Source organism: Microcoleus sp. LEGE 07076 (genome assembly GCF_015207455.1).
GTDB lineage: Bacteria > Cyanobacteriota > Cyanobacteriia > Cyanobacteriales > Microcoleaceae > Microcoleus.
This window is the reverse complement of record NZ_JADEWV010000148.1, coordinates 1-14,722: the sequence shown is the minus strand read 5'-3', so window position 1 is coordinate 14,722 and position 14,722 is coordinate 1. Positions and strand designations below refer to the sequence as shown.

At 46.8% G+C, this 14,722-nt stretch carries 12 protein-coding genes and 1 pseudogene; 7 read left to right on the top strand and 6 right to left on the bottom strand.

Going from position 1 to position 14,722, the window contains the following annotated elements; genetic code table 11:
• From mutL to IQ270_RS21330, 3 genes are all read left to right on the top strand, one after another.
• The coding region (gene mutL / locus IQ270_RS21340; RefSeq protein WP_193975216.1) for a DNA mismatch repair endonuclease MutL at positions 1 to 1,454 on the top strand (1,454 nt) is incomplete at its 5' end.
• Between the two features lie 168 nt (positions 1,455 to 1,622).
• Entirely contained in the window at positions 1,623 to 2,450 is an 828-nt protein-coding gene (locus IQ270_RS21335) for a SirB1 family protein (RefSeq protein WP_193975215.1), read from the top strand.
• Positions 2,451 to 2,641: 191 nt separating this feature from the next.
• Positions 2,642 to 3,436, top strand: a complete 795-nt coding sequence (locus tag IQ270_RS21330) for an alpha/beta hydrolase (RefSeq protein ID WP_228056568.1) — start codon at positions 2,642 to 2,644, stop codon at positions 3,434 to 3,436.
• Positions 3,437 to 3,746: 310 nt separating this feature from the next.
• Here IQ270_RS21330 and IQ270_RS21325 read toward each other — a convergent pair whose 3' ends face one another.
• Positions 3,747 to 4,211: an SRPBCC family protein gene (locus IQ270_RS21325; RefSeq protein ID WP_193975214.1), complete on the bottom strand. Its 465-nt coding sequence runs from the start codon at positions 4,209 to 4,211 to the stop codon at positions 3,747 to 3,749.
• Positions 4,212 to 4,288: 77 nt separating this feature from the next.
• Here IQ270_RS21325 and IQ270_RS21320 point away from each other — a divergent pair, with 77 nt between their 5' ends.
• The 4 genes from IQ270_RS21320 to IQ270_RS21305 all read left to right on the top strand — a co-directional run bounded on the left by IQ270_RS21320 (position 4,289) and on the right by IQ270_RS21305 (position 8,684).
• Positions 4,289 to 5,965 (top strand): mechanosensitive ion channel, encoded by a 1,677-nt coding sequence (locus IQ270_RS21320; protein WP_193975213.1) that lies wholly within the window; start codon positions 4,289 to 4,291, stop codon positions 5,963 to 5,965.
• A gap of 202 nt (positions 5,966 to 6,167) precedes the next feature.
• Positions 6,168 to 6,704, top strand: a complete 537-nt coding sequence (locus IQ270_RS21315) for a hypothetical protein (protein ID WP_193975212.1) — start codon at positions 6,168 to 6,170, stop codon at positions 6,702 to 6,704.
• Positions 6,705 to 7,048: 344 nt separating this feature from the next.
• Positions 7,049 to 7,831: a Uma2 family endonuclease gene (locus IQ270_RS21310; RefSeq protein ID WP_193975211.1), complete on the top strand. Its 783-nt coding sequence runs from the start codon at positions 7,049 to 7,051 to the stop codon at positions 7,829 to 7,831.
• A gap of 49 nt (positions 7,832 to 7,880) precedes the next feature.
• Entirely contained in the window at positions 7,881 to 8,684 is an 804-nt protein-coding gene (locus IQ270_RS21305) for a Uma2 family endonuclease (protein ID WP_193975210.1), read from the top strand.
• 162 nt (positions 8,685 to 8,846) lie between these two features.
• Here the strand turns inward: IQ270_RS21305 and IQ270_RS21300 are convergent, their stop codons facing one another.
• The 5 genes and pseudogenes from IQ270_RS21300 to IQ270_RS21285 all read right to left on the bottom strand — a co-directional run.
• Positions 8,847 to 10,577, bottom strand: coding sequence for a polynucleotide kinase-phosphatase (locus IQ270_RS21300; RefSeq protein ID WP_228056567.1), 1,731 nt, complete (start codon positions 10,575 to 10,577; stop codon positions 8,847 to 8,849).
• 9 nt (positions 10,578 to 10,586) lie between these two features.
• Positions 10,587 to 11,456, bottom strand: coding sequence for an AAA family ATPase (locus IQ270_RS31270; protein ID WP_228056566.1), 870 nt, complete (start codon positions 11,454 to 11,456; stop codon positions 10,587 to 10,589).
• 172 nt (positions 11,457 to 11,628) lie between these two features.
• A complete protein-coding gene (locus IQ270_RS21295; RefSeq protein WP_193975209.1) occupies positions 11,629 to 11,889 on the bottom strand; it encodes an AbrB/MazE/SpoVT family DNA-binding domain-containing protein in 261 nt (86 codons plus the stop codon).
• A 60-nt stretch (positions 11,890 to 11,949) separates the two neighbouring features.
• Positions 11,950 to 13,083: pseudogene (locus IQ270_RS21290) on the bottom strand (3' terminal RNA ribose 2'-O-methyltransferase Hen1); the annotation flags it as partial.
• Between the two features lie 412 nt (positions 13,084 to 13,495).
• The coding region (locus IQ270_RS21285) for an HD family phosphohydrolase (RefSeq protein WP_193975208.1) at positions 13,496 to 14,722 on the bottom strand (1,227 nt) is incomplete at its 5' end.

Below are 14,722 nucleotides of genomic sequence, written 5' to 3'. Positions count from 1 at the left end.
GAAGTGAAAATGCTCGATCGGGGTGGCGGGTGGTTTACAACAACGCGGGCGCTGCTGTGGAGGTGGAAGCAGCGGCGATCGCACCTGGTACGGTAGTCACTGTGGCTGATTTGTTTGGCAATTGGCCTGTGCGCCGCACTTTTTTGACTGCGGCACAGCAAATGCGATCGATCCAATCAATCATTCAGCAAATTTCTATTTGTCACCCGCACGTTAATTGGCAGTTGCGTCAAGGAAATACGCCTTGTTTCTACGTCACTCCTAGCAGTACAGCGGAACAAATTTTACCTCAATTTGTGCGCGGGGTGCGAGCAAGCGATTTGCAGTATTTAAAAGTAAATTTGCCTTCAGTTCCTGAAAGAAATAAATCGCCAGATTGTTTCGCACACGCGCAATTGTTTTTGTCAAAAACACGGCCGAGTTACCAATTCCCAATTCCCAATTCCCAATTCCCAATTCCCAATTCGCAGTCTTTGGAGTTAGTAATTGGTTTGCCCGATCGCTGTCACCGCAGGCGGCCGGATTGGGTGAAGGTGGCGGTGAATCGGCGGGTTGTGCGATCGCCCGAATTAGAGCAAACTATTCTCAGCGCTTTTGCTCGTACTTGTCCGCGCGATCGCTATCCCCTGTGTTTTGTTCACCTGCAAATTTCTCCGTCAGAAATTGACTGGAACCGCCACCCGGCTAAAGTGGAAATTTATCTGCACGATCCGAGTTTTTGGCAAGCACAAGTTAGCTCGGCAATCGATCGGGCTTTGCACCTGAACGATGAAGTTTTGCCTTCCGGGCCAATTCCCGATCGCGTCGGACAGTTACTGAAGGCATCGGAACAAAAAAGTGCTTACAGTGTCAGGGTTTTAGCTCGACAGAATCAGGACGGCGGCGAAGAGGCCAAAGGTAATAATATAGGTTTGATGGAACTCAGGGCGATCGCTCAAATTCACAATACTTACATTGTGGCGGAACATTCGAGCGGAATGTGGTTGATCGAACAGCACATCGCTCACGAGCGCGTTTTGTACGAACAATTGTGTGCGGCTTGGCAGCTAAAACATCTCGAAAAACCTGTGATTCTCAGTCAATTGTCGGCGCTGCAAATTGATAATTTATCGCGCTTGGGTTTGGAAGTAGAAACTTTTGGCGAACAGTTGTGGGCGGCGCGGGAAGTGCCTGAATTGTTGGCAGGGCGAGATGACTGTGCGGATGCGCTTTTTGAACTGAGTAAAGTCGCGGATTTGCAAGCTGCTCAAGTTGCTACCGCTTGTCGAAGCGCTATTCGCAACGGCACTTCTTTGAGTGTTTCCCAAATGCAAAATTTGTTGAATGAATGGCAACAAACTCGCAATCCGCGCACTTGTCCTCATGGCAGACCTATCTATTTTTCTTTGGAAGAATCGACTCTGGCTCGGATTTTTCGCCGCAGTTGGGTGATTGGTAAAAGTCACGGGATTTGAAGATTGACTGTTAGGATGTAAGGTGCGCGTTGTTACGTATAAAACTGGTTTTTTACCGCAGAGGGCGCAGAGAACGCAGAGAGGAGGATAAGAGAGGTTTTGTTGAGGGTTTTTTGGGTCAGTGGATATGCGGATAAAATGTTAATTAAAGTTGAGTAAATTATCATTATGGATTTGACGATCGCCCGACAACTCTTTTACCAAGAAATTAATCAGCCGGATGGCTCGATCGACCTGGCGAAAGCTTCCCTGTACATGGCTTTGGAGGAATACCCCAATTTAGAACCCCAGGAATATCTCCATGCTCTCGATACGATCGCGGAGGAAGTGCGTTTTCGCCTCCCGCCACAGAATTATCCGCTGCGGATTATTCAAACTATTAACCGCTATTTGTATGAGGATTTGGAATTTTCGGGCAATAATGCTGATTATTATGACCCGCGCAATAGCTTTTTGAATCAAGTGATCGATCGCCGCACTGGGATTCCGATCTCTTTGTCTTTGGTTTATTTGGAGGTTGCTAAGCGCATTGATTTTCCGATGGTGGGAATTGGAATGCCGGGACATTTTTTGATTAAGCCGGATTTTGCAGATGCTGGTATTTTTGTTGATGCTTTTAATGGCGGCGAAATATTATTTCCTCAAGATTGTCAAGGGAGACTTTCTCAAATTTACGGTCAACCTATGGAGTTGCAGCCGGCTTTTCTGGCACCGGTAAGTCGCCGGCAGTTGTTGGGGCGAATGCTGGGAAATTTGAAGGCGATTTATTTGCAGCAGCGCGATGCTTTGAGGGTGTTAGGGGCGATCGAACGGCTGTTGCTGCTGTTTCCCGATGCGCTGGGGGAAAGGCGCGATCGTGGCATTCTTTACTATCAAGTGGGGCGCTTTGCTGAGGCGCGGCACGATTTGGAACTATACCTGAAAAATGCTCCGACTGCTGAGGATGCTGTGGCAATTCGCCAATTGCTCGATCGGCTAGACGATATGCGAACTTAAATTGGCGATCGTTAGTCAAGCTTGGAACTCTTGGATCGCACAACATCACACTACATAACAACTATCAATAAACTCCTGCTCGACAGCCAAATATCGCTTTTATTAAGTTTTGCAAAGCTATAGCAATTTATCGCGAAAATAACCTTAACATATAACCTATCGATTGACACCTATCTTTTGACAGGTTAAATTTGGTAAACCTGACTGTAAAATATTATGTCATTTACGGAACTCCTGCGTCCACCTTCCCGACTGATACCCGCAGAGACGATCGATCGAAACAGTATTTTGACGTAAAGAGGCACAAACCCATGAACTTTAAGTTTCAACAAGGTTATCTGAACGGAATGCAACCGCAGTCAGCCCATTTTACCAAAAGAATGTCAAAATCTTTATCATTAGGTTTGACACTTTTACTCTCGACAAGTGCAGTATTTCTGAGCAGCGCCAAAGCCTTTGCACTAGACAATGTTACCGTAAAATACGGTGCAGTTGACGTAACTTTACCGATGAGCGACTTGCAAAACTTTGCACAAACCGGCAAAGCATCACCTCAACTGCAAAGCGTTCTGAGTTTGGCGAAACAAAGTCCCGAGTCGGTGCGCGAAATATTAACGCGAGAAGTGGCTTTAGATTCCCAATTAGTAATGCGCTTGGCAAATACTTATTTTGGGGAAATTGTTTTCAAAGAATTGGGCGAGGTTGCTTATACGCCGACAACTCGGCTGCAAAGCGCGCCTGCACTGCGTGATGCTTTAGTCACAGCTTCTAAAGATGGTAAAATATCGCTGATCGAAGTGATTCAAAATTACGGGCCTGCCGCTTTAGAAGTGAATGGAAATCAAGCGGTGGCAATCTATCAGCGAGTCATCAAAGATTTGCAAGATATGCAGGCTATGTATAAGAATTCTCCCACTTTGCAAAATAGTGCAGGTCAAGCAAGACAAATGATTTGTCAGCCCAATTCATCGGGAAGTGCGAAGTAAATAATATTAATTCCGGTTGCACCGTCAGGGATTGTTAACAGTTAACAGTTAACTGTTAACTCGATTTTATTATTCCGATGCAACCGGAAACGATATAACTGAAGTTTCTGGGAATCGGGGAATCGGGAATTGAGAGTTACTAATGCGAATAGGTGCTGTTTTTCTATTAGCTTTGAGGTTTCATCTATTACCGATTCCCCATTCCTGTTATATCAAATCCTCTCTTGATCGGGATAGTAAATTAACAGTTAACGGTCAACAGTTAACAGTCAACATTATGTATGAGTGCAACCGGAATCGGTATTACCGATTACCCATTGCCAATTCCTTGAGATAATTGCTCGGCTACTCGTTTGAGACGGCGGAGTTGCCCTTTCATGTCTTTTTTTGTCCAAGGGGCTGCAAAGCGATTGAAACCAAATCTAATTAAAGGATTGGGGATTTGGAATTCAAAGCGGTTAATCAAAAGAGTTCCTTGGATGTGGGGCTGGCATTCCCAGCGATCGCATCCTGTGAAAAATCCGTCGAACCCCCAAACAATTAAACCGGGTTGTCGCTCTAACACCACGCTGTTTAAAGTGGGTTGCAAAACCGGAATTTTTATGATAAACAAGCTGCGACTTCCCACAGCAGTATCCCACTCGCCGTCGGGCTCGCAGCGCAACAGGGGATTGAGCCATTTGTGCATCAAAGTGCGATCGACTATACAGCGCTCGACCAAGGTGGCAGCAGCGCCAATTTCAATTGATTGCTCGAAAACTTGACGAATTGACATGGAAACCTGCAAGCTAGAAGCGTATTCTTACAGTTTCTTATCTTGCTTGTCAAATCTGACGTTAACCTGAGAAAAAAATGAATGAAACTTGGCAAGAAATAACTCAACAGATGTCGGGGCCAATAGCGGTGTTGTCCGATGGCCTTTTGGCACAGGCCCAACCCGCCCCGAATCCGCTGGCAGAAGCCGAACGCGGAATTAACAATTTTGTTGGGAGTTCAAACATTGAAAATCTGATCTGGGCAGTCGGTATCCTGCTAATTGGCTTGATCGTATCGGCCCTCGTGTCCTCTTTAGTCGGGGGATTGCTCAAGAAGACTACAATCGACAACCGACTGGCTGGTTGGATTACCGGCCGCCCGGAAGGAGAAGGCTCTCCGCAAGTGGAAAAATGGATTTCAGCAGCGGTATTCTGGATCATTTTTATCTTTTTCCTAGTTGCCTTTTTCAACCGGCTGAATCTAACAGCTGTCTCGCAACCGCTGAATACTTTTCTCAATCAAATTGCTGGTGCTTTGCCGAAGTTAGCCAAAGCCCTAATTTTTCTGGGGATTGCTTGGGTGTTGGCGACAGTTGCCAAATTGGCTCTATCGCGGGCGATGCGGACTTTTGGCGTGGACGATCGCTTGAACCAGCAAGTGGGTACTGCACCGAGGGAGAATCCCTTGCTGCTGAGCGATACTCTGGCGAATGCGCTGTACTGGTTCATTTTTCTGCTGTTTTTGCCGTTGGTTCTCGAATCGCTGGATTTGCAGCAGGCTTTGTTACCAGTTAATAATTTGCTGAACCAAATTTTGGCAGCAATTCCGAAAATTCTGGAAGCTTTGCTGATCGGGTTTGTGGGCTGGCTGCTGGCTCAAGTGGTGCAGCGGATTGTTACGAATTTGCTGGCTGCTGCTGGCGCGGACAGTTTGGGCGCTCGCTTTGGCATTTCTCGGAGTTCGGGCGGACAATCGCTGTCGTGGATTATCGGCACAATTGTCTATGTGTTGATTTTGATTCCCACAGCCATCGCAGCTTTGAACGCTTTGGACATCCAAGCGATTTCGCTGCCGGCAATCGCGATGCTCAATGACATTTTGGGCGCGCTTCCGAACATTTTCACAGCAGCCCTAATTCTGGGGGTTGCTTACATTTTGGGGCGCTGGGTAGGCGATTTGGTGACTAATATCCTCACCGGAATTGGCTTTAACAATGTCTTTTCTTGGTTGGGAGTGCAGCCGAAACAGCCGCTGCGGCTACCGTCAAGTTCGATCGATCCTGAAGCGACTATTCTTCAAGAACCGGAAGTTCCGGCGCGCACGCCTTCGCAATTTGTGGGCATTGTGGTGCAGGTAGGCATCATGCTGTTTGCTGTGGTTGCCGCTACCGACGTGCTGCGGATTCCGGCGCTGACGGCGATTGTCAGCGGTATTGTGCTGGTTGCAGGCAGGGTGCTGTCTGGTTTGGTGGTATTTGCGATCGGCTTGTATTTGGCTAACCTGGCGTTTAGCTTGATTGCTAGCTCTGGAACTCGCCAAGCGCGGCTGTTGGGTCAAACGGCTCGCATCGCGATTATTGCTTTTGTTTCGGCCTTGGCGCTGCAACAAATGGGCATTGGCAGCGATATTGTGAATTTGGCTTTCGGGCTGCTCCTGGGGGCGATCGCAGTTGGGATTGCTCTAGCTTTTGGTTTGGGCGGACGCGAGATTGCGTCCGAGCAAATTCGCGATTGGTTAGCGGCTTTTAAACAAGATAAGACGCCGCGTTTGTAACTCTATAAAATGGCGTTTGTCAAGTACAAACGCCTTTTTTTTGATTGTGAGTTCCTAGCGCATTGCTACACTTTTACTGCACTTCTAGACGATCGCCCATAAAATTTAAAAACGCCACCGAACTCCTGATTTTTAGGCGATCGGAACCATGAAAAATGCCGTAGTCCCCACTTCAAATCCCCTCTGAAGGAGATATTCAAAGATGAACTCATTTTTCAGACCTATGTTGTGGGCGATCCCTTACCGAGAAGCAACCATCCATCTACCGCTAACCAAAGAACCAATCCGCCAACGACTCGCGACCATTATTCCAGCCAATGTAATTGGAGTAACGCCTACACTGCTAGGAGGGCAACTTCCTTACCGATACAAAATTTATCTTGATGGCTATTCCCTGCGCGCGATCGGACCTTCGGGAAAGCGGAGATGCTGTTTAGTGACCCAAGGCGAAATTCAAGACATTCCCGGCGGTTCCGTGCTGCGAGTGACGCTGCGTTTTTCCACCCTGATTATTGTCCAAGTATTACTGAGTTTGGCGCTCCTGATCGGGTTTTTTACAATTTTCTTTGTCGAAGAAATGAGCTTGCTAATCATCCTACCAATCATCCTATTTTTTACGATGGACTTCTTATTGATAATGGCGTTTAATTTTAAATACGAAGCCGATTGCACCTTAGAGATACTCAGACAGCTTATAGCAGATTGCCAGCTTTTAGATGCCAGTAGCAGCATTGATTGACCGATTCAAAAATCGATAGCAGCTTATGATAGCGAATTAAATAATTTACACATAATTGTGGGATGGTATCCGCTCAATAACTCGGGGCGGACTACCCACTCAGGAACGATTTTGCGTCATTTGAGGTGCATCGTTGAGCAATTTACCCCGGATTATTGAGCGGATACGTGGGATGGGCTATAGAGCCCATCCCACAAGAATAATAAAAATGGTAAGTTATTTAATTCTCATTCCTTATAAGAGCGGCATGAAAAAACCTTTTTCAAGTACAAACGCCTTTTTATTATAATTAGTTTCTCTAACCTGCTAAAATAAAATCAGAGAGAATTGAGGAGACTTAAACCGTGACAGTTTTCACTCAACAAATCGAAGAAGAAATAGAATATCCCAGCAGCGACGGAGAGCCGATGGCGGAAAGTGACATCACGCGCGATTACATGACTTACGGCGTGGAAGCTCTGAAGCAACACTTTCAAGGGATCTCGGATGTCTACGTGTCAGCAAATTCTTTCGTGTATTACGAAGAAGGAAACAAATCAGCAGTAGTTGCTCCCGACATTTATGTAGTATTTGGAGTCCGAAAACGCCAAAGAGATAACTATAAAATCTGGAAAGAAGCAGGGATAGCACCGCAGTTTGTCTTAGAAATAACCTCAGAAACAACTCAAGATGTAGACCAAGAAATTAAACCAGAAACTTATCGAAGTTTGGGAGTCAGGGAATACTTCCAGTACGATCCGTCGGGGGATTATTTGAATCCGATATTGCAAGGAGTGCGTTTAGTAAACAACCAGTACGAGCCGATTCCAGTCAATAATGTCTCCTTCGATACGCTGTGGCTGTACAGCGAAGTATTAGGGCTGGAATTGCACTTAGTTGCGGGAGAATTAAGGTTTAGAAATCCTCAAACAGGAGAGTTTCTGAAGACTTACCAGCAATCAGAACAAGAACGGCTGGCGGAACAACAAGCACGGCTGGTGGAACAACAAGCAAGAATAGCGGCGGAACAAGCCTTGCGAGCGCTCGTTTCTCAACTGTTAAATTCGGGAATGGATTTAGAGCAAGTTGCACAAATGATGAATTTATCAGTAGAAGAAGTGCAGCGATTAGTAGGGATAGATTTATGAATATGAAAGTGCTAAAATAAAATCAGAGAGAATTGAGGAGACTTAAACCGTGACAGTTTTCACTCAACAAATCGAAGAAGAAATAGAATATCCCAGCAGCGACGGAGAGCCGATGGCGGAAAGTGACATCACGCGCGATTACATGACTTACGGCGTGGAAGCTCTGAAGCTGCACTTTCAAGGGATCTCGGATGTCTACGTGTCAGCAAATTCTTTCGTGTATTACGAAGAAGGAAACAAATCAGCAGTAGTTGCTCCCGACATTTATGTAGTATTTGGAGTCAGAAAACGCCAGAGAGATAACTATAAAATCTGGAAAGAAGCAGGGATAGCACCGCAGTTTGTCTTAGAAATAACCTCAGAAACAACTCAAGATGTAGACCAAGAAACTAAACCAGAAACTTATCGAAGTTTGGGAGTCAGAGAATACTTCCAGTACGATCCGTCTGGGGATTATTTGAATCCGATATTGCAAGGAGTGCGTTTAGTAAACAACCAGTACGAGCCGATTCCCGTCAATAATATCGCCTTCGATACGCTGTGGCTGTACAGCGAAGTATTAGGGCTGGAATTGCACTTAGTTGCGGGAGAATTAAGGTTTAGAAATCCTCAAACAGGAGAGTTTCTGAAGACTTACCAGCAATCAGAACAAGAACGGCTGGCGGCAGAATCGGCTTTTCAACAATCCGAACAAGCACGGCTGGCGGAAGAACAAGCAAGAATAGCAGCAGAATCAGCCTTGCGATCGCTCGTTTCTCAACTGTTAAAATCGGGAATGAATTTCGAGCAAGTTGCACAAATGATGAATTTATCTACATCGGAAGTTGAGCGATTAGTAGTAGGAAATGAATGAGATACCCGTAGGAACTACGATAGATACTAACTTAGATCATTTTCGGTTAATTACCTCTAATAAAAAGTGTTTGTAGTGCGGACTTCAGTCCGCATATTCAGAGGACTAAAGTCCTGACTACAAACCTTACTTATTGCCGTCGATCGACCGGACATGATATTCTTACAGCCTCGGATCGACTGGTTCGCTCTCCATTGCTAAAACTCCGAAAACGCATTCGTGAACTTGTCTCAAAGGAGCGCCCGCCACAAATCTCTCCAATGATTCTACACCGAGAGCAAACTCTCGCAAAGCTAAAGAACGTTTGCCGGAAAGTCCGCGCGATCGCAATTTGTCTAAATGTTCCGGAAGTGAATATTCCAAACCGTAAATAATCCGCAAATACTCTTTTCCGCGACATTTGACGGCAGGCTGTACCAGTCCTTTACTATTTTTTACGGTAAATTCCATCGGCTTAACAACCATTCCTTCGCCCCCCGCATCAGTCATGTTTTCCCACCATTCAATCCCGGCAGATTGGCTTTCAATATCTGCAATTTTAACTACTTTGTATGCCGTAGCTAACAGAAATTCTGGGTCAAATTCGCAGATTTGTGCTATCTGTTCCATGTGCCAGCAGTGATTTTTGTCAGTGTGAACTTTTCCCTCGGTTGCCAAGATGTGGAAAGGCGCTAACTTGAGGTCGGATATGGATTTCACTGGCCAGCAGTAGCGCTGGTAGGCATTGACGTAGCGATCGGCTAAATCGGCTCGTTCCCGGTAGCTAGCCAACACAGAATCAACCTCAACTCCCCGCTGTTTTGCCTGTTCTAGGTTCTGAATCGCCTCTGCAAACCCGTGACGGGATGCGGTTCCCACGGCAGCATATTGTTCTTGCAATAAACCTTGAGCTTTGGCAGACCAAGGCATTAATTCGCAGTCCAAACACACCCAATCAGTTTTAAACTTATCCCAAAAATTGCTGGCAGAAAGAGCGCGATTTACCCGCGTTAAAAACTCTATTTCTAAGGTAGAATTATTGAAGAAATGGCGACCAGTACGGGTGTAGCAAATGCCAATGCTGTTGTTAACAATCCCAAAGCGCCGTTTGGCCGCCGATTCATCGCGGCAAACAATTACAACTGCACGGGAACCCATGTGCTTTTCTTCGCAGACAACTGTTGATACGCCCTGCTGTTGGTAGTAGTTAAAGGCTTCGGCTGGATGTTCTAAAAGTCCGGGTTCTTTTGAGGTAGCAGCGGGAGACATGGTGGGCGGTAAGTAAATCAGCCATTTGGGATTGGCGGCAAATCTGCTCATTACTTCTAGGGCTGCGATCGCATTTTCTTCTCTAATCGCTATGTTGCGTTGCAGCCGAGTTGAAATCATGCGTTTTCCGAGCAGGTCGGAAATGTCCAGCACGTCATCAAACTGCTGTTGGGCGGTGAGATTTGTGGCGGGAAAACTGTTATCTGGAGTTGCAATGGATGGAAAGGCGATCGGTTTGGCTGGTTCGCAGTAAATCATCGCAGCAGGAACGCTGACAAATTCTCTTTCAGGATACCGCAAAGCTGTTAGCTTACCACCGAAAATGCAGCCTGTGTCAATATCAACAGTATTGTTCAACCATTCTGTTTCTGGAACCGGGGTGTGTCCGTAAACAACAGCAGCTTGACCTCGATATTCGGCGGCCCAATTGTAGCGGACTGGTAAGCCAAATTCATCGATTTCGCCTGTAGTTTCACCGTAGAGTGCAAAGTCTCGAATGCGGCCCGAGGCGCGTCCCTGAAATTCTGCTTTCATCCCGGCGTGGGCGACGACTAATTTGCCGCCGTCGAGGATGTAATAACCGATTAAACTGTCTATAAATGTGCGGATTTCTGTGGCAGCAAATTCGCGGGATTCGTCGGACAAAGCTGCTATTTATGCTAAGGTTTGTTCGAGTCCGTGATTAATTTTTACATTTTTGCCGTTGAGTTTTTTTAGCAATTTAATGTCGTGATTTCCGGGGACGCACAAAGCGGTTGATGCTGCTACCATGTTGCGGACGAGTTTGAGGGTGTCAAGAATGCGCGGGCCTCGATCGACCAAATCGCCCAAAAACACCGCTTTACGGCCTTCTGGATGGGCGTAGGTGGGATAATCCCAAAAAGCTGAATCGCTGGTTTTTTCCACAATTTGATAGCCCAACTGTTGCAGCAATTGTGACAATTCGCCGCAGCATCCGTGAATGTCGCCGATCATGTCAAACGGGCCGGACTCGCTTTTGCGGTTGTTCCACAGCGGTTGTCTCTCGATTTGGGCTGCTGCGAAGTCTTCTGGGGAACGGAGGATGTAAACGTAGCGGAAGCCTTCGCGATCGAGATTTCGGAGCGATCGTCTTAAATTTTGAACGTGGCGGCGAATTACATGACTGCCAAAATTGCGGTTTGGACGTTGTTGATTGCGATCGGCACACAATTTTTCGGGTAAATCTAGCACAATTGCTACTAAAAAGCAATGATATTTTCGGGCTAATTCTAACAGCGGTTTGCGACTTTCCGGCTGCACATTCGTAGCATCAATCACAGTTAATTTACCCGCAGCCAGACGTTTAGCAGCAATTAAATGCAGCACTTCAAAAGCATCAGCGGTGGCGGATTGATTGTTTTCGTCGTCGGAAACCAGGCCGCGGCAGTAATCCGATGAAATGATTTCTGTCGGTTGGAAATGCTGGCGCGCAAAGGTGGATTTGCCGGAACCGGATGCACCGATGAGCAGGACTAAAGATAGTTCGGGAATTGTAATTTTCATTGTTTAATAATTGTGATTTATCTCGTTTTTGGTTGCGTCAAGATTATTTAACCGCAGAGAGCGCAGAGAACACAGAGAGAGAATAGAGATAAATAATTCTAATTAAGAGCTGAATTGATATTACTCGTTGCCCGGTTGTCAAGGTTAACTACAAAAACATCAAAACGTTTGATTACCATTGCCACTCAAGCTCCTCCCACTCCGTAGCGGTGACATCATCAAGCAGGACATCATCATGTTGATCTGCCATTTTTGCGAACGCTTCCTCCCACCCGGCACGCGGTTTTATAGCTGCACGAATGACGATCCGATCGCCCTGAACTTCGATTTCTACTGCTTCGCTAATACCAATTTGCTCTAACAACGATCTGGGAATGCGAATGCCCTGAGAATTGTCAATTTTCACTATCTGGGTTTGAATAGATTTGCTCATAGCTGAAGCCTGCTTTTTTCCAAGTTTAACTATATTGTAAGCACAAACAGACTGTCTGTATTATTTGCATTGGGTGAATATTGCCATTTGCGTAGGCGAACCTACTTCTAAATCTTCGGTTCCAACGGATCGAAACTCCACCCCAAAACCAAACCGTTTAGCAACCCCATGCGCCCAAGTCTGAAACTCATTTCTAGTCCACTCAAAACGGTGATCGCGGTGGCGAAATTTACCCGCCGGCAAGTTTTCAAACTTAACGTTATATTCAATATTTGGAGTTGTGACGATCGCAAATTTCGGCCGCACAAACTCAAACAAAACCCGTTCAAAAGCAGCCAACCGTTCTAAATCGAGATGTTCGATCACCTCAATCACCGTTGCTGCGTCAAAATCCGTCAAGCGGCTGTCCCGATAAATTAGGGAACTTTGGATCAATTGTAAGCGAGATTGTTGTGCGAGAGAAAAGCGATCGACCTGCAATCGTTCTTTGGCGATTTCCAAAGCCCGAAAAGACACATCAACTCCGGTAATTTGGGCGATCGCACTTTCGGCTAAAAGCAATCGCAGCAGTTTTCCCTCACCGCAGCCCAAATCTACCACTCGCTGAGCTCCGCTGGCTTTTAAAACAGTCATCACAGCTTCTAAACGCTGTTCGTTGAGGCTAATTCGCTGTTCTAAAACTTTCTCTTCTAAAGCACGAGAAACTTCGACTTTTTCGGGATCTGTATTATCTTCTTCTACTAATTGTGCCACAGCAATGCGCGTCAAGCGGCGCTGGCGTTTCAAATAGCGATCGGCAATTTGTTCGCGGGCGGGATGCGCCTTCAACCAACCTTCGCCGTGATGCAATAACTTCTCGATTTCTTCATCGCCAACCCAGTAATGTTTGTCGTCATCTAAGACAGGAATTAGTACATAAAGATGGCTCAACAAATCCGCCAACCGCACTGTATTTTGCAGTTCCACAGCAAAGTAAGGACTCGCGCCCCACTCGGGAAATTGTTCGTCAAGAATCAGCGGTTTTGCTGTCACTTGATAGCCCAGCGGCTCAAACATTTGCCGCAGAAACTTTTCGCCACCGCGACAGGGCAAAACCGACAGATTAACTGTCAGAGGAATGGCAGTTTCTGCGAGTTCTGGGCGGTCTTTGCAGCGCCCGGATAGAGCTGTACGGAAGACTTGGGCGAGGGCGACAGATAGAAACGAAGGTAACTATTCACCACAATACAGCCAAATGTCAGTCTGCATACCAAATTTATCGACTTGACCCCAATCGCGAAGCAGGACAAAATCGGCTGGATACAGCAGGCAACTATTTTCACTCTTTGATTCAAACAACAGACGGACATTGGCTGATTAACGGAATCAAGCAAACTGTGGTGATTGTCAGCGGTAATCCTCAAGTTCACGGTGCGCTGCGCGGTACATCTTAAACCATTTTAGATTTTAGATTTAGGGATTGGGGATGATTTAACATAAAATAGGTTCGTAGTGAGGACTTCAGTCCGCATCAAATCAAAGGACTGAAGTCCTCACTACAAACATGATATAGATTCTTTTACCGGATTTGATACAAGTCCTGAACTCAAAAATCCCAACCCGAACTCTACCTCTGAGTAAAAACTGCACTGGGATAAGCAATCCGTTTGTGATTGAACTGTTCCCAAACCCGCACAAAAATCTCCGCAATTAAAGACATATCCTCCCGATTCAAACCCGAATCCAGCAACTGATTATCCTGCCAGCGAGCTCGCAAAATCTTGTTAACCATATTCAAAGCTTCCTCATGAGTGGCATCTTTGAGCGATCGCAGCGCGGCCTCGCAAGAATCCGCCAGCATCAAAATCCCAGTTTCCCGCGACTGCGGAATCGGCCCTGCGTAGCGAAAATCCTTCTCCCTCACTTCCCGACTTTCGATTGCTAACTTTGAATTATCCGCCTTTGCCAAAGCAATCTTTAAATCTTGCGGTTCTTTGGCTGCAATTTGCTGCGCTTGGTGGTAGAAATAAGCAATTAACATTGTACCTTGGTGCTCGGGAATAAACGCCTGAATCGCCTTCGGCAATCGATGCTTGCGCGCCATCACCAACCCCTCGGTAACGTGCTTTTTAATAATCTCGGCACTCACCCAAGGGTCATTAATTTCGTCGTGTTTGTTGCCACCGCTCATTTGATTTTCGCAAAATCCGAGCGGGTCGTGCATTTTTCCAATATCGTGGTACAGTGTGCCAGTCCTGACCAGCTCAACATTGCAGCCGAGTTCTCTGGCAGCAGCCTCCGCCAAACTAGCCACAAACAGCGTGTGTTGAAAAGTCCCCGGAGCTTCGGCCGCCAACCTCTTCAACAGCGGGCGGTTGGGATTTGCAAGTTCCGCCAGCCGGATCGGGGTAATCAAGTCAAAAACGTGTTCCAAATAAGGGCTGATGCCGATCGCCACAATGCTCCAAGCCAAACCGGCCAAACTTTGGGCGCCCACCGTACCCAGAACCACGTACCAAATCGCACCAGCAGCCGCGCTGGCAATCAGAGTCCCCACCAGATACACGGCACCCTGAGTCAAGCCGACACCGACGCCCAAAAGAGCCAACTCCTCGCGCGATCGCAACTGTCCGGCCATAAAAGCGCCCAGCAATCCCCCCGCCGCGCTGGCCACCAAATGAATCAACTCTACATCCAAGCCGATCGGTAGCAGCGCCGACAGCAGCCCCACCACAGTCACTCCCACCGCCGAACCGTAGAAGCCGCCGGCTAAAATGCCGATCGCGGGCAAACTCGTCCAAGGCAGCCCCAAACTCACCAGCACCGGCGCGCTCAAAGTCAGCAGCAGCAATAG

Coding starts and splice junctions, on each gene's coding strand:
- IQ270_RS21335 (WP_193975215.1), top strand. CDS start 1,623: ATGGATTTGACGATCGCCCGACAACTCTTTTACCAAGAAATTAATCAG.
- IQ270_RS21325 (WP_193975214.1), bottom strand. CDS start 4,211: ATGTCAATTCGTCAAGTTTTCGAGCAATCAATTGAAATTGGCGCTGCT.
- IQ270_RS21320 (WP_193975213.1), top strand. CDS start 4,289: ATGAATGAAACTTGGCAAGAAATAACTCAACAGATGTCGGGGCCAATA.
- IQ270_RS21315 (WP_193975212.1), top strand. CDS start 6,168: ATGAACTCATTTTTCAGACCTATGTTGTGGGCGATCCCTTACCGAGAA.
- IQ270_RS31270 (WP_228056566.1), bottom strand. CDS start 11,456: ATGAAAATTACAATTCCCGAACTATCTTTAGTCCTGCTCATCGGTGCA.
- IQ270_RS21295 (WP_193975209.1), bottom strand. CDS start 11,889: ATGAGCAAATCTATTCAAACCCAGATAGTGAAAATTGACAATTCTCAG.